Origin of the sequence: Brevundimonas sp. (genome assembly GCF_027484365.1) — a bacterium.
In the GTDB taxonomy this organism is placed as follows: domain Bacteria; phylum Pseudomonadota; class Alphaproteobacteria; order Caulobacterales; family Caulobacteraceae; genus Brevundimonas.
Window position 1 is genome coordinate 155,576 of sequence record NZ_JAIXTC010000015.1, and the last position, 17,835, is coordinate 173,410.

A 17,835-nucleotide genomic window follows, 5' to 3' on the forward strand; every position below is an offset into this window, starting at 1 on the left:
GATGCTCCGCCTCGCCGGTTACCGTATCAATCCGCGCAACAACGGCCCGGCCAACAGCCGCATCTCCTGGGTCACGGGCCTGAGCTTCCAGTCGGTCGAGGGCGGGGCCGCACGGCCGGTCGCCCTGCCGGAAGGATCGCGGTTCACGGGTGCGACCTGGTCGCCGGACGGCCAGTCAGTGGCCTTCCTGATGGACCGGCCCGAGGGGATGGCCCTGTGGGTCGCTGATGTCGCGACCGCCACGGCGCGCGAGATTTTCGGCGCGCGGGTCAATGCCGCGACCGGCGCCGGCATGAGCTGGCTGCCCGACAGTTCCGGCCTTCTGGTCCGGGCCGTGCCTGAAGGGCGAGGCGCAGCGCCGGACGTCACGGCCGCACCGGCCGGTCCCACCGTCGCCGAGAGCGGCGGGCGGGCCGCAGCGGTCCGGACCTATCAGGACCTGTTGAGAGGGCCGGGCGACGAAGCCCTGTTCGCCCACTATTTCACCTCCCAGCTGATGGTGGTTCCGCTGGCCGGAGAGGCTCGCGAAGTCGGCGGCGGGACCGGTGTCGTGCTCAACGCCTCGGTGTCGCCGGACGGGCGTTATCTGCTGCAGACACGCGTGAAGAGGCCCTACTCCTATGTCGTTCCGGCGGGCCTGTTCCCCGGAACGGTCGAGGTGACGGACTGGGAAGGCCGTGTCGTGCACAGCGTCGCCGAACTGCCTCTGCGCGACAACATCCCCCCGCCCTTCGACGCGGTCGAGACGGGTCCGCGCCAGGCCCAGTGGCGCGCCGACACGCCATCGACCCTGGTCTGGGTCGAGGCCCAGGACGGCGGCGATCCCCGCACGGCCGCGACGGTGCGCGATCGGGTCTTGATGCTGGACGCGCCCTTCAACGGCGAGCCGACGACCCTGATCGACCTGCCGGAACGCTATGCGGGCGTGACCTGGGGACGGACGGATGTGGCCGTCGTGAACACCCAGTGGTTCAACACCCGCCACGAGACCCGCTCCGTGGTCGATCCTTCGAACCCCGGGACCGGTCGGGTCATCGTCGATCGCAACTATCAGGACCGCTACAACGACCCGGGCACGATCGCGACGGAGGCCAACGCCGCCGGCCGACAGGTGATCGCCTTCACCCCGGACGGCACGCGCGTCTTCGTCGAGGGCGACGGCGCGACACGCGAGGGGGAGTATCCCTTCCTCGGCACGCTGGATCTGGCCACCGGCCAGACGGAACGCCTCTGGCAGTCGGCCAGCGGTGAATACGAGAGCGTCATCGGCCTGCTGGACGAGGATGGCCGTCGTCTGGTCACCGTGCGTGAGAGCCGGACCGAGCCGGCCAACCTGCGAATCCGTGATCTGGACGGCGGTGTGACGCCGCTGACCAACTTCCCCGACCCGGCGCCGCAGCTGGCCGGAGTGACTCAGCAGCTGATCACCTACACCCGCGACGACGGGGTGCAGCTGTCGGGGACGCTGTATCTCCCGGCCGGCTACGACAAGGATCGCGACGGCCCCCTGCCGCTCCTGATGTGGGCCTATCCGGCGGAGTTCACCGATGCGGCGGTGGCCGGTCAGGTCGTGGACACGGCCAACCGCTTCGTGCGGCCGGGCGGATCGAGCCACCTGTTCCTGCTGACCCAGGGCTACGCCATTCTGGACAACCCCTCGATGCCGATCGTGGGGGCCGGCGGGGCCGAGCCGAACGACACCTATATCGAACAGCTGAGCGCCTCGGCGAAGGCGGCGGTGGATGCGGTGGTGGGGATGGGGGTGGCCGAGCGCGGGCGGATCGCGGTCGGGGGGCATAGCTACGGTGCCTTCATGACCGCGAACCTTCTGGCCCACACAGACCTGTTCGCCACCGGCATCGCCCGGTCGGGCGCCTACAACCGGACCCTGACGCCGTTCGGATTCCAGGCCGAGCAGCGGACCTACTGGCAGGCGCCGGAGACCTATAACGAGATGTCGCCCTTCGCCTATGCCGACAAGGTCAATGAGCCGATCCTGCTGATCCACGGCGAGGCGGACGACAACCAGGGCACCTTCCCGATCCAGTCGGAGCGCTTCTATGCCGCGCTCAAGGGCAATGGGGCGACGGTTCGCTACGTGGTTCTGCCGCTGGAGGCGCACGGCTATCGGGCGCGGGAATCGGTCGGTCACACCCTGTGGGAGATGACCCGCTGGCTGGACCAGACGATCAAGACCCCGGCGGCTCCGGCGGCCGGTTCGAACTAGCGGCGGAGGCGGGCTCGCAGCGACGCGACGAGCCCGCCGACGTCCCGGTTTCGTTCGAACCACCACAGGCCTGAGAGGGCCACAAGCAGACTGACATACCAAAGGACCGGCGAACCCGGCGCATGGGATGTCGAGGCCGGCGCGGCGCGGGTCGGGGCCGTCCCCGCCAGCGCAAGGGTCGCAGAACGGTCGGCGGCCATGACCAGCGACGGCGCTGCGTCGGCGGGCTGGACATAGAAGGGCGTCTGGCGGTTCTCGCCGTCGCGGATGACCTGCCAGCCCGGCTGTTCCGGCCAGAAGGCGGCGCAGGCGCGGTCCCCGGCCGCCGGATCGACGCGCAGGGTGTGGGCGCGGCCGTCCTGACCCAGGACGGTCGCCTGACCGTTCAGACGGCACAGGGCGATCCGGGTGCCGACGCGGGCGATGCCGTCGATCTCGGCGCGACTGTCATCGCCGGCCCGCCCGATCTCGGAGAACAGCGCGCTCCACATCTCGCCGTAGCGATCCGGACGGCCGGTCAGAACCAGGGCGTAGCTGTCGGTCACGGTCCAGATCCCGACCCGGCCGCGACCCCTGCCATGCCAGCTGGCCAGGGTGACGCCGTCCGCGTCGCGCAACAGGGTGACGGCGTCCGATCCGTCGACGGTCAGGTTCCTGCGGGCCAGTTCGGGCAGGGCCTCGGTGTCCTCCACGGCGGGTCCGGCGCCGGATTCGGTCTCCGGTGCGGCCTCATCGGTGGGCGGATCGAGCCGAAGCGGCAGGGCCTCCTCGCCGCCGCTGAGGCTCAGGCCCAGTCCGGCCCAGTCGCGCCGCGTCGCCGCCGAAAGTGGTCCCGTGGGACGCAACAGCAGGCCCATGCCGTTGTTGACCGCCGCCGTCAGAGCCGCTCGCGGACCGCCGCCGAGGGCGTCCCAGCGACGATCGTCGAGCACGACGAGGTCGAGCGCGTCGAGGGTTGCGGCGTTGAGCGGCACAGGGGGATCGCCGAGCTGGATCCCGCCGCCGATGTCGATGTTCAGGGCCAGGTCGATGCCGGAGTCCTCGGCCCAGCGCTTCAGGTATTTGGTCTCGGCGGTCGGGGCCCCGGCGAGGACCAGGACCCGGGGCGGGGTCCGGGCGATGGTCTCGACCGGGACGGCGATCCGTTCGACGACGGCGCCGGCGGCGTCGCGGAGCCGGAGGTCGAACAGGGCGAGGCCCGGCGTGCGGACGGCGGCCATCAGGGCGAACCGCTCTCCGGCGACGACCCGGGCCGTGTCGACGACCTCACCGGCCGGATCGACCAGTTCGACCGTCCCGGCCGCAAGGGTCCCGACCTGTCCGCCGACGACGAAGGTCGCGCCGGGTGCCGTGGGATCCGGCAGGGCGAGGTCGGTCAGCCCCCTCGGCAGGGGTGGGGCCGTGAAGGCCACGGGGACGGGCAGGGGCGACTGGTCGCGCGGCGTCAGGCCCTGACCTAGGACCCGGATACGGGCGGGCGTGGGATAGCGGCGCAGGGCTGTCGCCAGATCGGGGACGCGGGTCGCCCCGGCGACGGGGCCGGATTCGGGCAGGGCGATGAGGATGTCGCCGGGCGCGGTCGGGACGGTCGCGGGCGATCCGGCGGTGGCGACGATCAGGGCACCCGTGCGGATGACGGAGGGGGGCGGGTTGAGGGCCAGCCACAGCGAGAGGCCCGCCACCACCTGCAGGCCCATCAGGGTGGCGACGCGCCAGCGGGGAGCCTGGACCTCAGCCTTTCTGTGCCACAGGATCAGGCGAACGATGCCGAGGATCACGGCGCCGCCGATCACCAGCGCGGTCCAGAAATCGGGGCTGGAGAGACTCATCGCAGGGCGTCCAGATAGCGCTGGCCGCGCGCGCCCGGGGCCTCGCGACGGCCCGGGGAGGGGGCCGGCCGCTGGAGGGCGGTCCACAGGAGGGCGCGCAGGCGACGGCGGCAGTCGAGACAGGCGGGCTCGTTGCGGACCGTGTCGATCGCCGCTCTCAGCGCCAGAGGATCGGCCAGACGGCCGCCGTTCTCGCGCGTCCAGCGGTCGAGCGCGCCGAGGGCCAGCGGCGCAGAGGTCGAGCCCGGCCTTTCCTCCAGCGCGCGCCAGGCGTCGGCGGCGACGGCATCGGCGGGATTGCGTTCGGGCGGGTCGGCCGTCTCCGCGACGATGTTCTCGCGTTCGCCGGTCAGGCGGCGGGCGAAGTCGACGGGTGGAATGTCGGAGCCGACCCGCGGGAGGAAGATGCGGGTCGCGCGCTGCGCCTCCTTGAGCAGCTCCAGCGCCTCGTTGGCATGGGGCAGGGCGGCTTCCGGCCGGCCCTGACGCAGTTCGCGCTCCGAGGCCCACATGGCGTCGAGCGCGCGGGCGAGGGCCGATCGGGTGCGCGGCTCGAACAGGGTGGCGACGTCGCGGTCGTCATGGGCATGGCCGAACTCGTGCAGCACATCGACCTCGCCACCGATCCCTCCGGTGGCCGGTTCGTCCGCGTGGTCCTCGCCCTCGTGGTCGGCGTGATCGTCATGGGCGGCGGGGCGGGCGGGAGCCGGGTCGTCGGCGGTCGGAAGGAGAGGCGCGGCCGGTGCGTCTGCGGTGGGCAGGATGATGCCGCCGCCCGAACCCCCGCCCTCGGCCTCCTCGCCCATGAACTGGCCGTAGCGCAGACGGAGCGCCGCCTGCTCCTCGCCGATGTCGTTGGACGCGTCGAGGAAGGGATCGCCCGTCAGGGTGCGTCGGCGCGCGATAAGGGCCTCGGCATTGATGATGATCTGGCGCTGGCTGGCGAAATAGGCGGGCATGATGCGCATGGCCATGCCGTCCAGACCTTCGGCCATGGCCAGGTTGGCGGGCCAGCGAAGAATGACGCTGGGGCCCTCGACCTCGTGGCGCTCCGGCGCGCGATTGTCGGTGACGACCAGCTGCACGATCAGATCGCTGCCGGCTTCCATCCCCTCGCGGGCGAGGTCGAGGGTGGTCGAGAAGCGCCGCTGTTTCGCCACCCCCTGGCCGCGCAGGGGCATGGACCGCTGTTCGAAGGTGATGTTCTCGCCGTCGCCCCGGGTGACGGTGATACGCAGGGTGGCGGTTTCGATGACGCCGTAGTCGTCGCTGGCCTCGAACACCGGCGTCCAGGTGCGCTGGCCGGGGGTCATCTGGACCAGCTGGCTCTGGGGATCGACGAGCCGGACGACAGGCTCGGCGTCGGCCACGGCGTCGAGGCGATTGAGGCGCTGCATCGGCAGGCCGGCGGCCTCGATCCGGTAGAGCAGGGGCCGGTCGACAATGCGGGTTCCGGTCCAGCGCTGGCCGTCGCGGATCAGGGAGACCGGCGTGCTTTCGGGGAAGGCGAGCCCGGCCGAGGACGGCTGGGGGGCGAAGTCGATCAGCCATTCCACGCGTGATCCCTCGGGCATCCGGGCGTCGAGCGCGGTCTGCTCGCGGACCGGCAGGCCGGTGTAGGCGGGCGGAATGATGCGCAGCCGGGCACCGGTCAGGACGGGAGCCGGGGCAGAGCCTGCTGAACGGGCGGGGGCAGCGGCCGTCGTCCCGGCGCCGGTCCCGGCAGGCCAGAGCAGGACGGCGGCGATCAGGATGACGGCGACGCCCCAGGCGATCAGGATCGGGCGTTTCGACCAGTCGGGGCGGAGGTCAACGGCGGCGGCCTCGTGAACCCGGCCTTCGATGCGATCACGCTGGAGGGCGGCGAGGCCGGCGAGGGCGGCCCGGTCGCGGAACAGCAGGGTGGTGCTGTCCTCGAAGCGGGGGATGCGGGCGTCGAGTTCTCCGATGAGCCAGCGCCGATCGAAACGCCGCGAGCGCCAGATCCCGACGGCGGCGAGAACGGCGAGTCCGATGACGGTGGCGATGACGGTGCCTGTCATCCCGAACAGTCGCCAGCCCAGGACTGCGGCGACGAGGACGGCGGGCAGGCCGAGCGCGACCGTATCGAGGCCGGCACGCGTGCGGGCCGCGCTCTGGTGGCTCAGCAGGACGGGGACGGCGGTCATGGGGCGACCGCCCGTGTGCGACGGGTCGCCAGCCAGCGCTCTACGGCGAAGGTCAGGGCGATCAACAGGGCCAGCCACGGGCGCAGGTCGAGCGCCGGCTGATCAAAGGGGGCGGCGCCGGTCAGGGGCGGGTGGTCGACGGCGGCGACCCGGGCGGGCGCGGGCCGGGGGGCAAGCATGGTGGCGAGGGCGTCGGGGAAGCCGGGCTCGACCAGTTGCGGGATCGCGGCGGGCTCCAGGGCGCGGGTCAGACGGATCACACGCCCTCGACCGAGACGACCGGCGACGGCGAGCGGCTCTCCGGCCGTGCCGCGCCAGACGGGGACGGTCTCCCCCTCGACCGGAATGCGGGCCTCGAGGGCGGTCAGGATCACGCCGCCGTTGCGGACCCAGGCCTCGACAGGGGCCGGGACCGGGCCGGCCGCCAGCCAGACCAGATGACCCGCGCCGTTCGGGACCGGGCGATCGATCGGCTCGGCGGCGAAGTCGGGATCGACCTCAGCGACGGTCCAGGCCGTGGCCGCGGCGCGGAAATAGCGGACGGCATCCTCAGCCTCAGGGGCGTAGCGCACGGTCAGGGCGGGCGGGGCGGGCGAGGCGATGGGGCGCCCAGGTGCTTCAGCGCCGACGGCCCATTCGACGCGGCGGGACAGCTTCGGCCGCTCGGCATCGATGCCTTCCAGAGTCGCCGGCACGACCAGCTTGACCGGGGCGCCCGACGGCAGTTCGGCGTCCAGCTGACGGATCAGGCTGACGAGGTCACCGGATGCGGCGGGAGCCATTCCCCCCGTCTCCGGGAAGCCGGGGGCCAGCCAGACGACGCGGTCGCCCGCCTCCGTGGCGGCGGCGATGGTCTGGGCGTCGGCACCCGGGGCCACGGCCACGACGGGTCGACGGTCGGCCGCATTCCACAGCACCGGTGCGGCCAGCCACAGGGCGATGAGGGCCAGCAGCAGAAGGCGTGAGGCGAGCAGCAGCCGCTCGTCGATCCTCAGGCTGCGGCGCGGCTTCGGCGCGGCGTCGAGCCAGCGCAGGGCGGCGAAGTCGATGGTCCGGCTCTCGGTCCGGCGCGCGATATGGATGACGACGGGGATCGCCAGGGCCAGCAGGGCGGCGAGGGCGGCGGGGAGGATGAGGGCCGGGCTCATTGCCGACCGGTCGCGCGTAACAGGGTGCGGATCGGCACGTCCGCGCTCTCGTCGATGAAGTGTTCGACGTGGCGGATGCCGCGCGCCTCGAGCCGGGCCGCCAGGGCCTCCCGGGCGGCGGCGAAGCGGGCGAGGAAGGTTTCGCGCAGGGAGCGGCCGTCGCCGATCAGCTCGGCGCCGGTCTCCGGATCATGGAACCGGTAGCCCTGCTCGAAGGGGAAGTCGCGTTCGTCGCCGGTCAGGATCTGGACGATGCAGATGTCGCGACCCGAGGCGGCCAGCCGTTCGGCGGTGGCGATACAGCCCTCGTCGAAGCCGTCGGTCAGGATGACGATCAGGTCGCGCGCGCCGATCTGTTCGCCGAAGACGCCGACGTCGCGGGTCCAGTCGGCGGCGCCCGAGGCCTTGAGAGGGGCGAGGGTCAGCAGCACGCGGTCGCGGTGCCGCCCACCGCTGTGGGGCGTGAGCACCATCGGACCCTCGGCGCGCTCGACCACGACGCCGAAGCGGTCGCCCTGATAGAGGGCGATCTCCATCAAGCTGGCGGTCAATCGGCGCGCGGCGTCGAACCGGGACCAGTCGGGGCGGGCCAGATCGGCCTGGGCCATGGAGGCGCTGGCGTCGAGGACGATCCAGATGGCGACCGGGCTCTCGCGCTCCGCGTCGCGGACGAAGAATTTGTCGGACCGGGCGTAGAGCTTCCAGTCGATGGCCCGCAGGTCGTCGCCGCGCTCATAGGCCCGGTACTGGGCGAACTCGAGCCCGCCGCCCTTGTTGCGGCTGTCGTGCATACCCGCGCTGGCCAGCACCGCCGCGCGACGCGGGACGATGGACAGGCGGCGTAGCCGGCTGCGCAACTCCGGGGGCAGGTCGAGCGGAGACATGCCCTGGATCAGTCGGGCGTCGGTGCGGGCAGGGCGGCGACGAGGGCGGCGACCACGTCATCAGCCGTCTTGCGCTCGGCCTCGGCGGCGAAGGACAGCAGGATGCGGTGACGCAGGACCGGGGCGGCCAGGGCGATGACATCCTCGCGCGTCGCGGCGAGGCGACCGTGCAGCAGGGCGCGGGCCTTGGCGGCCAGCACCAGGGCCTGACCGGCGCGCGGACCGGCACCCCAGCGGACGTAGTCCTGGACGGCCTTGGGTGCGTCCGCCGACGGGCGCGTGGCGCGCACGAGGGTGGTGATCCAGGTCAGCAGGGCCTCGCCGACATAGACGTCGCGCACCCATTTCTGCAGGGCGACGATGTCCTCTCCGACCATGACCTGGGGCACGGCGCCGATGCCCGACCCGGTCGTCGCGACGAGGATGGCGCGCTCCTCTTCCGCGGTCGGATAGCCGACGCGGATGTTGAGCAGGAACCGGTCCAGCTGGGCCTCGGGCAGGGGATAGGTGCCGGCCTGTTCGAGCGGGTTCTGGGTCGCCAGGACGAAGAAGGGCTCGTTCAGCTTGTGGGTCACGCCCGCATAGCTGACCGTGTGTTCCTGCATGGCCTCCAGCAGGGCGGCCTGGGTCTTGGGCGGGGTGCGGTTCAGCTCGTCGGCGAGGAACAGGTTGGTGAAGACCGGGCCGGGCTGGAAGCGGAAGCTGCGGTGGCCTGTGCCGTGATCCTCCTCCAGCACCTCGGTGCCGAGGATGTCGGAGGGCATCAGGTCGGGGGTGAACTGGACCCGCCGGAACTCCAGATGCAGGGCCTGTCCCAGGGTGCGGACCAGCAGGGTCTTTCCGAGGCCGGGGACGCCCTCGATCAGGCAGTGGCCGCCGGCGAGCAGGCCGATCAGCAGCTGTTCCACGACCTCGTTCTGGCCGACGATGGCCTGGCCGATGGCGGCCTTCAGCTTGCCGAGCTGGGCCAGCCGGGCGTCGATCTCGGATTGGGTGGGCGTGGTCATCGGAGCTCCGGGGAGGAGGGAGGCGAAAAGGTCAGGCGGCCAGAGTCAGGCCGTCAGGGCGTAGATGATGATGTTGACCGCGAACTTGGTGTTGTCCTCGGCCAGGAAGCGCTTGTTGCGCCAGTCGTAGTCCCACTCGCAGCCATAGTCCTTGTTCGAGTAGAGCACGCCCAGCCGACCATCGATCTCGATGCCCTTGAGGTAGTCGTGGATGAGGTCGTCGCCCCAGCCGTTCAGCTCGAAACTGGTCGCCGGCGGACCGTCCTCGAACTCGAAGAAGCTGCGGTAGAGGGCGTGGTCATTGGGCAGTTTCTTCAGGGCGTCGGCGCCGAAGATCTCGGCCATCTGGCGCTCGAAGGAGGTGGCGAACAGGCCGTCGATATCGTGGTTGCAGTCATCGACGAAGACGAAGCCGCCATTGCGGACATAGCGTTCGAAATTGCGCGCCTCGGCGGCGTTGAACTCCACCAGCTTGTGGCCGGCCAGGTAGCAGAACGGGGCGGTCAGCATGGCCGGATCGGCCAGGGCGATGACCCGCTCGTCGGGATCGACCCGCAGATTGGTGTAGTCGACGAGGGAGGTCAGGATGTTGGCCGGCATCCGCTGGTCGACATCCCAGTCGCCGGAATCGTAGCGCAGCCGGGTGAACCAGAAATCATAGGTGGCCTGTGCCCCGGCGGCGTGCGGCAACCCTGCAAGCAGGGCCCCCAGCGCGCCGCCGGTCAGCAGTCGCAAGGCGTCGGCGCGTGTCATACCTGAACGCGACACGCACCCTCTCCGGTCAGACGGCGTCGGACAGGGAGGTGAAGGTGAAGTCGCGCAGACGCATCGGAGGGATCATCATCGACAGGTTGGACTCGTCGCCCGCGACACGGACCGGACGGCCCAGTTCGTCGATGTTGTTCAGCATGATCACCGGCGACTCGTTGAAGCGGAAGTTCTTCAGCGGGTACTTCAGCTCGCCGTTCTCGATGTAGAAGGTGCCGTCGCGGGTCAGGCCGGTCAGCAGCACGGTCTGCGGATCGACCATGCGGATGTACCAGGTGCGGGTCACCAGGATGCCGCGCTCGGTCTCGCGAACCAGCTCCGAGATCGACTTCGTGCCGCCCGACATGATCAGGTTGCCGGGGGTGGCGTTGGCGGTCTTGCCCTGTTTTTCGGCCCAGTAGCGGCCGTAGTTCAGGTTGGTGACGACGCCGTCCTTGACGAAATCCATCCGCTCGCGCGGCAGGCCGTCGCCGTCCCAGGGCAGGACCGGGGCCTCGTCATGCCAGGGGTCGGCCGTGAAGGTGACGCGCGGATCAAAGACCTGTTCGCCGATCTTGTTGCCGCCGCCCGCCTTGGACAGGAAGCTGCGGCCTTCATCGGCCGCACGGGCGCCGAAGAAGTTGAACATGAAGGAGATCAGGCCGGCGGCGGCGGCGGGCTCCAGGATGACCGTGTATTTGCCGGGCTCCAGGGCCTGGGCCTCGACCGAAGCCGAAGCCTTGCGCATCGCGATCTGGATGTCGCTGTCGACGTTGAAGTCGCCGGCGTCCTTCAGGCTGCGGCCGACCCAGCCGGATCCCTTGCCGTCCTCGGTGCGCACCGTGCAGGTGTAGTTGAGACTGGTCGCGCGCTGGTAGCCGAAATTCCCGTTCGAGTTGGCGAAGGCGGTGAAGCCGGCGCTGTCGTTCAGGAAGCCGGCCGCGATCAGGTTCTGCGACTTGCAGGGATCGATCGAGGCGCGGGCGATCTCGGCCCGGTTTTCCGGCGTGATCGCGGCGGTGGCGGTGTTGAACGTATCGCTGGCGCGATAGGTCTGGCGCTGGACCGCCGGCATGAACTCCGGGTTTTCCGGCGCGAGCTTGGCCAGGTCCTCGGCGCGTTTGACGACGCGGGCGAGGGCCTCGTCCGAGAACTCGTTGATGGTGGCCGTGCCGACCCGTTTGCCGAATGCGACCTGGACGCCGAGTTCGACGTCCGAGACCACGCCCGAGGTGGACACGTTGTTGAGGGCGAAGCGGATGTTGCCCTCGGTGCCGCCGCCCAGCTGGGCGGTGCATTCGTCGGCGGTCGACAGCGCGATCACCTTCTCGAGGATCGTCCTGGCCTCGGCTTCCGTCATGATGCTCATGTGATTTTTCCCTTGGGTCCGATCAACCGAGCGAACGCGCGGTGTTGATGACGTTGATGCCGTCGAAGCGGGTCGTCGACGAGCCGTGGCTGACGGCCGAAACCTGGCTGGGCTGGCCCTTGCCGTCGAAGAATGAGCCGAACATGCGGTAGTCGCTCTCGTCGCAGATGGCCGAACAGGCGTTCCAGAACTCCGGCGTGCGCATCTGGTAGGCGACGTCCTCGAGCGGCCGGGTGATCTCGCCGTTCTTGATCTCGTAGAACAGGGTGCCGCCGAACTGGGCGTTGTAGCGCTGCTGGTCGATCGAGAAGGAGCCGCGACCCAGGATGTAGATCCCGTTCTCGACGTTGGCGATCATGTCGTTGACCTTCATCGGACGCGTGCCGGGCTTCAGCGAGACGTTGGCCATCCGCTGGAACTGAACCGTCGACCAGCTGTCGGCATAGGAGCAGCCGTCGGATTCCGTCTTGCCCAGGATGTGCACCTGGTCGCGCGTCGCCTGGTAGTCGACCAGCTTGCCGTCCCTGACCAGATCCCATGACTTGGTCTTGACGCCCTCGTCGTCGAACTCGACCGCGCCCAGCGACCCGACCTGGGTCTTGTCGGCGACCAGGTTGACGATGTCCGATCCGTACTGGAAGCGGCTCTCGCGCTTGTCGAGGGTGGCGAAGGAGGTGCCGGCGTAGTTGGCTTCGTAGCCGAGCACGCGGTCGAGCTCGAGCGGGTGGCCGACCGACTCGTGAATGGTCAGACCCAGGTGGTTGGGGTCCAGAACCAGATCGTAGGAGCCCGGGCGGACCGACGTTGCCGTGAGCTTCTCGCGCGCCTGTTCGGCTGCTGCGACCGCGTCCTTGGTCATGTCATAGGACATGCCGTAGCTGACCACGCCATTGGAGGCGACGATCTGGTCGGCCGTGTTGCCGTCCAGATATTCGTAGCCCAGACCCATCGGGGCCGAGAGGCCGTCGCGGGTGCGGAATTTGCCTGTCGTCTGGTCGATCGCCGTGACGGTGAACGGCGCCCAGATCCGGTGCACGTCCTGGTCGATGTAGGAGCCGTCCGAGCTGGCGAAATACTTCTGCTCATTGACCAGGAACAGCTGCGAATTGACGAAGTTGGCACCCGCGTTCATCGCCGCGGCGTTGACGCCCAGCAGCAGTTCGACCTTCTCCTCGATCGGCACTTCCATGGCGTTGCGGCGGATCGGTGTCTTCCAGGCGACCTCGCCGACGCCGCGCGTGGGGGCCAGCTGGACGGGCTGGGTCTGGTGGCGGGCATTCGCCTTGGCGATGGCGACGGCCAGGCGGGCGGCCTCGGCGACCGCTTCCGGCGTCATGATGTTGGTGGCCGAGAAGCCCCAGGCGCCGTCGGCGATGACGCGCACGCCCGTGCCCATCGACTCGGTGTTGACGATGTTCTGGACGTTGGCTTCGCGGGTGATCACGAACTGGCGCATGTAGCGGCCGACGCGGACGTCGCAGTAGGTGGCGCCGGCAGCCGAGGCGGCGCTGAGGCCTGCATCTGCGAGGCGCTTCTTGACCGCGATCTCGAGGGTCTCGGTCAGTTGCGACGCGGCGATGGCGCGTCCGGCGAATCCGGGCAGCAGAAGCCCCCCCGCGCCGATGCCGCAAGCGGCGAGGAATGAACGTCTATCCAAGGCTTCTCTCCACCCGAATGGCCTGCCGCGGGGGCGCGCAGGCGGTGATGAGCGGGCGTCGCACAGAGCCCCCTCGTCACGCGGGCCGCATCTTTGACAGGCCGATGACACAGGTCAAACGATCGGAGCGGTTAAGGCCGATCATTACGAACTCTTAACGCCGGACCCCGTGTTGGCGGGCGGTTCAGGCCGCCGGATCGAAGGGACGGAGCGGCACCAGAGGCGCGAACTCGCCCTCTGTCCGCGTCATGCGTGCCTGAATCGCGGCCATGACGTCGGCCGGACTCCACAGCGATCCCTGCATCACCGCGATCCACTCCAGCCCCTCGGCCACGGTGTGGTCGCGGGCATGGTTGAGGGCGGCCTTGGAGCCGGAGACGGCGAGCGGCGCCTTAGCGGCTATCCGCCGGGCCATGTCGAACGCGGCGGCCAGGACGGTATCGGCGTCGGGCAGGATCGCGTTGACCAGACCCAATTTCTCGGCGCGCTCCGATGTCAGTGTGGATCCCGTATAGGCCAGCTCCCGGACAACGCCCTCCGGCATCAATTTGGGCAGACGCTGCAGGCTGCCGATGTCGGCCATCATGCCGATATTGATCTCCTCAATGCGGAAATAGGCGTCCGCGCTGGCCAGCCGGATGTCGCAGGCCGCGATCAGGTCGAGGCCGCCGCCGACGCATGCGCCCTGAATGGCGGCGATGACCGGGAAGCGCACCTTCTCGAGTGTCGTCAGGGTCTCCTGCAGATCGCGGGCGGTCTGGTGGAAGGCCTGACGGTCGGCCGCCGTGTCGGCGCTCAGGATCGCGCCGCCGGAGAAGACCGAGATGTCCATGCCGGCGCAGAAATTCCTGCCCTCTCCCGACAGGACGAGAGCGCGAACCTCGCCGGTCGCGTCCAGCGCCTTCAGCTCCGGACCGAACCGTCGCCAGAAGTCGATGTCGAGGGCGTTCGACGCCTCGGGACGGGTCAGACGCAGGTGGGCGACCGGACCGTCGCGGGTGATTTCGAAGCTTGGCAAGGCGAGACGCGTCCTGTTGACCGGGGCTACCACCATGCCACAGGCTCGCCCCAGACCAAGTCCTGATTGAAGACGCTCAGGGCGCGATCGGACTTGGCCGGCGCGACGCCCCCGGGACGGGCGCGGCGCTCGACGCCTTGACCGACGAGGAAACTCTGACCCGTTGCCGCGCCGAGGTGCATCACAGGGCCCGTCTGATGTGGCGGATCGGCTTCGCGCCCTGACCGCTAGCCAGTGGACATCAGTCCCATACGGACCAGGGCCGACAGGTTGCCCGCCTGCATCTTGCTCATCACCTTCGCGCGGAAGATCTCGACGGTGCGCGGGCTGATCTCCAGGTCTGCAGCGATCTCCTTGTTGGAGCGGCCTTCGACCAGGGCGCGGAACACCTGGTGCTCGCGCTGGCTCAACTGGGCGATGCGGTCGGCGATTTCCCGCCGGCTTTGGCGCTCGTGCTCCTGTTTCGACAGATGGCCCAGACAGCCGCGCACCGCTTCGAGCAGGCGATACGGGTCGAAGGGCTTCTCGATGAAGTCGACGACGCCCGACTTCATCATCTGAACGGCCATCGGCACGTCGGCGTGTCCGGTGATCACGATGATCGGCCAGGCGGCGCCTTTCAGCTCCCGCAGGCGGCGAACCACCTCGATGCCATCCATGTCGGGCATGCGCACGTCGGTGATCACGCAGGCTGAATCCACCTCCGGAAGGTTGGCCAACAGTTCGCCGCCGGTGGCGAAGGCCCGGGCGCGGAGACCCTCGCCGCGAAGAAGGATGACCAGGGCGTCGCGAACGGCGTCGTCATCCTCGGCAATCAGCACCGCGATCGTATTCATGAGTCCAACAGTTCCCGCTCGCGCATCAGACAGAACGAGAAGGCGGCCCCGCCCAGCGGACTGGCCTCGACCTTCAGTACGCCACCGTGACTCTCGATTATGGTCCGGGTTACGGAAAGCCCCAGTCCCATACCGCCGGACTTTGTACTGATCAGGGGGCGGAAGATACTCTCCATATCGGCGGTTGCTATACCCGCGCCATTGTCCTCGACACGGATCTCGTAGGCCTCCGGCGAGATCGCCCGGCCGGAAACGACGACGCGCGGATCCGGCCGTCCCTCGAGGGCTTCGACGGCGTTGCGCACGAGATTGACCATGGCCTGCTGGAACTGGATCCGCTCGGCCCAGACCCTGTCGTTCTCCTCGTCGATATAGAACTCGATTGTCGCCCCTCCCGTGCCCCCGATCATCTCGAGGACGCCCTGAAGGTCGTAGATCATCGTGCCCGTGCGTTCGACATCCAGCCCACGGGTCTCGTGCGCCAGAAGTTCGCGCATTCGCCGGATGATTTCCCCGGCGCGCAGCAACTGACCCTTGGCCATGTCGACGGTCCGGCCCGCGCTGTCCGCCACGGGGCCTGCGCGACGCATGTCGGTCTTGGCCGCATGCAGATAGGTGACGGCGGCGCTGAGCGGCTGGTTCAGTTCATGGGCCAGTGTGGCCGCCATCTCCCCCAGGGAGTTCAGCCGCCAAACCCGGTTCAACTGGGTGTGCAGCTCCCGGGCCTGGGCATCGGCGGTGTGGGTCGCGGTCAGGTCGGTCAGCGTCAGGATGGCGTGATCGGGATCGTTCTCGTCCTCGTTGATGCCGAGCTGGATATTCAGGTGCAGCCGCTGGCCGTCGCCCCGGCGCGCCACCCATGATCCTGGCCCTGCACCGCCCGCGATGCGAGGCGCGAAGGTCTTCAGATCGAAATCCTCAACGAAAAGGCTGAACGGTTCGCCCGTCGCGAGCCCTTCGGACGCGGCCAGCAAGACGGAGGCGGACGGGGTCAGCGAACGAATGACGCCCCGGCGGTCCAGCATCACGACCGGAACGGACACCAGCACGGTCTGGAGCATGTGGTCGCGCCGGGCCAGCCGCAGTGAGAGCTCGTCGGCATGCCGGCGGGAGACGCGCAGGCGCCGGAATCCCTCGGAGATCAGCCAGGCCACGGTCGCGAACAGAACCGCATTGACGATCATGTCGATAACACTGTCCTGGCGGTCCAGGATGACGTTCGCCGTGATGGCCAGGAGGATGGCGAAGACCGTTTCGCGCCGGCCGGCCAGCAGGGCCACGGCCATCACGGCGGGCAGCATGGGCAGGTAGTAGAAGCTGCCGAATCCTTCCAGCGCGGTCCGTATGCCGACGGCGGCCAGCACGGCGACGATTGCCAGGGGATAACCGGCCCACGGCGCCTGGGCCAACTGCGCCGCCCTCGTCCGGATCAACGCGATCGCGTTCTGTCGCCACATCCAGCCGTCTCAATCAGCTTCGAGCGAAGTCGGGCCCTGTCCGTGCAGCTTGCAGCGATTCGGTCCCGCAGCGACGCGTCTATCATCGTCAAGGGCAGGGGCCGGAATTCATCCCGAAAATGAGGAACTTCCGCGGCCGGATCGTGCCCGTTTTGCAACCGTTTAAGTATTTCCACGTAGGCGGACATTCACCAAAAAATACGTCGGCGTTGACCATGCTGGCATTTGCTGCGGTCCAAAACGCTCTTGGCACGATCCGATGAAATTGCTCGCGAACATGAAAATCTCCGCCAAAATCGTCATTCCCCTCATCATTCTGGCTGTCGTGAGCCTCGCGGGAGCGGCCTTAAGCGGCTGGCAGATGAAGCAGATCGACGCCGCCTACAGCAGGCTGGTCGACGGTGACGGGCTGGCGGCGCTCAAGATGGTCCGCTTGAGCCGGAACCTCCAGCAGATGGGCTACGGCACCTACCAGGTCCTGGTTTACGACGGGGCGTCCAGCGAGGCCCGCAGCGCTGCGGATAAGGCCCGCGAGGCCGATGCGAAGATTGTCGAATTGTTCGACGAGGCCGAGGCCGCGGCGCCCTGGTTGGCGGCAGACCTCGACCCTCTCCGGGCCCCGCTGGTCGAGGTCAGGGCACTGGTGGCGCGCTCCATCGAACTGGGCCTGGCCAACGATTTTGAGGCCGCCCAGGCGGTCAACCGCGAGATGGACACCAAGATCGCTGCCCTGTCGGCCCAGCTCACCGCCTTCAACGATGCCAGGATCGAGGCGAACGAGGCGGCGTCCGCCGAACTGACGAACCAGACCAACAGCACCGCCCTGACCCTCCTGATCGCGCTGTTGATCGCGACGGCGGCCGCCCTGGGTGTGGGCATCATGGTGGCCAGTTCCATCGTCAGGTCGTTGACGGGCATTTCCGACCGCATGCAGCGTCTGGTCGCCGGGGACACGACGATCGAGGTGCCCTGTGCGGCTCGCAAGGATGAACTCGGTGCCATGGGAGCGGCCCTGATCATCTTCCGCGACGCTGCGATCGAGAAGACCCGCCTCGAGGCGGAGGGGGCTGCTCTGCGGGGTCAGTCGGACGAGGAGCGGGCGCGCAGCCAGCGCGCTGCCGACGCCGCCGCCCGGGAACAGGCGGCCGTGGTGGCCGCTCTCGGCGAGGGGCTGGATCACCTGACGCGCGGCGATCTGACGTTCAGCATCAGCCAGTCCTTCCCGGAGGACTACGTCAAGCTGAAGGACGACTTCAACGCCGCGATCGGCCAGCTGAAGGACGCCATGTCGGTGGTGGCGGGCAATGTCTCGGCCATCCGTTCCGGCGCCGGCGAGATCGCCCAGGCCTCGGACGACCTGTCGCGCCGCACCGAGCAGCAGGCCGCCTCTCTGGAGGAGACCGCCGCCGCCCTGGACGAGATCACCGCCACGGTGAACCGCACGGCCTCGGGCGCGCGTCAGGCCTCGGAGACGGTCCAGGCCGCCAA

General features: G+C 69.2%; 13 protein-coding genes. 2 read left to right on the plus strand and 11 right to left on the minus strand.

Going from position 1 to position 17,835, the window contains the following annotated elements; translation table 11 throughout:
• Position 1 precedes the first annotated feature (1 nt).
• On the plus strand, positions 2 to 2,227 hold the full coding sequence (locus tag Q0044_RS06365) for a S9 family peptidase (protein WP_366941105.1): 2,226 nt from the start codon (positions 2 to 4) through the stop codon (positions 2,225 to 2,227).
• Here the strand turns inward: Q0044_RS06365 and Q0044_RS06370 are convergent.
• The 11 genes from Q0044_RS06370 to Q0044_RS06420 form a co-directional block, all read right to left on the minus strand.
• The gene (locus Q0044_RS06370; protein WP_298160842.1) at positions 2,224 to 4,056 is read right to left on the minus strand and encodes a hypothetical protein; all 1,833 of its coding nucleotides are present in this window, start codon (positions 4,054 to 4,056) and stop codon (positions 2,224 to 2,226) included. The two genes, Q0044_RS06365 and Q0044_RS06370, sit on opposite strands and share 4 nt — an antisense overlap.
• A complete protein-coding gene (locus Q0044_RS06375; RefSeq protein WP_298160844.1) occupies positions 4,053 to 6,224 on the minus strand; it encodes a DUF4175 family protein in 2,172 nt (723 codons plus the stop codon). Before Q0044_RS06375 ends, Q0044_RS06370 begins: the two co-directional genes overlap by 4 nt.
• Positions 6,221 to 7,372 carry an N-terminal double-transmembrane domain-containing protein gene (locus Q0044_RS06380; protein WP_298160845.1) on the minus strand — a complete coding sequence of 384 codons (1,152 nt, stop codon included), beginning with the start codon at positions 7,370 to 7,372 and terminating at the stop codon, positions 6,221 to 6,223. The genes Q0044_RS06375 and Q0044_RS06380 overlap by 4 nt, the downstream gene beginning before the upstream one ends.
• Positions 7,369 to 8,256 carry a DUF58 domain-containing protein gene (locus tag Q0044_RS06385; RefSeq protein ID WP_298160846.1) on the minus strand — a complete coding sequence of 296 codons (888 nt, stop codon included), beginning with the start codon at positions 8,254 to 8,256 and terminating at the stop codon, positions 7,369 to 7,371. The genes Q0044_RS06380 and Q0044_RS06385 overlap by 4 nt, the downstream gene beginning before the upstream one ends.
• A gap of 8 nt (positions 8,257 to 8,264) precedes the next feature.
• Complete coding sequence (locus Q0044_RS06390; protein ID WP_298160849.1) at positions 8,265 to 9,263, minus strand: AAA family ATPase; 999 nt, start codon at positions 9,261 to 9,263, stop codon at positions 8,265 to 8,267.
• Positions 9,264 to 9,308: 45 nt separating this feature from the next.
• Positions 9,309 to 10,016 carry a DUF4159 domain-containing protein gene (locus Q0044_RS06395; protein WP_524536152.1) on the minus strand — a complete coding sequence of 236 codons (708 nt, stop codon included), beginning with the start codon at positions 10,014 to 10,016 and terminating at the stop codon, positions 9,309 to 9,311.
• 28 nt (positions 10,017 to 10,044) lie between these two features.
• Positions 10,045 to 11,379, minus strand: coding sequence for a TldD/PmbA family protein (locus tag Q0044_RS06400; protein WP_298160852.1), 1,335 nt, complete (start codon positions 11,377 to 11,379; stop codon positions 10,045 to 10,047).
• Between the two features lie 22 nt (positions 11,380 to 11,401).
• On the minus strand, positions 11,402 to 13,036 hold the full coding sequence (locus Q0044_RS06405; protein WP_298160854.1) for a TldD/PmbA family protein: 1,635 nt from the start codon (positions 13,034 to 13,036) through the stop codon (positions 11,402 to 11,404).
• Positions 13,037 to 13,220: 184 nt separating this feature from the next.
• Positions 13,221 to 14,054, minus strand: a complete 834-nt coding sequence (locus Q0044_RS06410) for an enoyl-CoA hydratase-related protein (protein WP_298160856.1) — start codon at positions 14,052 to 14,054, stop codon at positions 13,221 to 13,223.
• A 227-nt stretch (positions 14,055 to 14,281) separates the two neighbouring features.
• Positions 14,282 to 14,890: a response regulator transcription factor gene (locus tag Q0044_RS06415; protein WP_298160858.1), complete on the minus strand. Its 609-nt coding sequence runs from the start codon at positions 14,888 to 14,890 to the stop codon at positions 14,282 to 14,284.
• Positions 14,887 to 16,299: an ATP-binding protein gene (locus tag Q0044_RS06420; protein ID WP_298160860.1), complete on the minus strand. Its 1,413-nt coding sequence runs from the start codon at positions 16,297 to 16,299 to the stop codon at positions 14,887 to 14,889. Before Q0044_RS06420 ends, Q0044_RS06415 begins: the two co-directional genes overlap by 4 nt.
• A 409-nt stretch (positions 16,300 to 16,708) precedes the next feature.
• On the opposite strand from Q0044_RS06420, the gene Q0044_RS06425 reads away from it, so the two are divergent.
• Positions 16,709 to 17,835 (plus strand): HAMP domain-containing protein (locus Q0044_RS06425; RefSeq protein ID WP_298160862.1); only part of this gene is annotated, 1,127 nt, incomplete at its 3' end.

Coding starts and splice junctions, on each gene's coding strand:
- Q0044_RS06380 (WP_298160845.1), bottom strand. CDS start 7,372: ATGAGCCCGGCCCTCATCCTCCCCGCCGCCCTCGCCGCCCTGCTGGCC.
- Q0044_RS06390 (WP_298160849.1), bottom strand. CDS start 9,263: ATGACCACGCCCACCCAATCCGAGATCGACGCCCGGCTGGCCCAGCTC.
- Q0044_RS06365 (WP_366941105.1), top strand. CDS start 2: ATGCTCCGCCTCGCCGGTTACCGTATCAATCCGCGCAACAACGGCCCG.
- Q0044_RS06375 (WP_298160844.1), bottom strand. CDS start 6,224: ATGACCGCCGTCCCCGTCCTGCTGAGCCACCAGAGCGCGGCCCGCACG.
- Q0044_RS06370 (WP_298160842.1), bottom strand. CDS start 4,056: ATGAGTCTCTCCAGCCCCGATTTCTGGACCGCGCTGGTGATCGGCGGC.
- Q0044_RS06400 (WP_298160852.1), bottom strand. CDS start 11,379: ATGAGCATCATGACGGAAGCCGAGGCCAGGACGATCCTCGAGAAGGTG.
- Q0044_RS06395 (WP_524536152.1), bottom strand. CDS start 10,016: ATGACACGCGCCGACGCCTTGCGACTGCTGACCGGCGGCGCGCTGGGG.
- Q0044_RS06415 (WP_298160858.1), bottom strand. CDS start 14,890: ATGAATACGATCGCGGTGCTGATTGCCGAGGATGACGACGCCGTTCGC.
- Q0044_RS06385 (WP_298160846.1), bottom strand. CDS start 8,256: ATGTCTCCGCTCGACCTGCCCCCGGAGTTGCGCAGCCGGCTACGCCGC.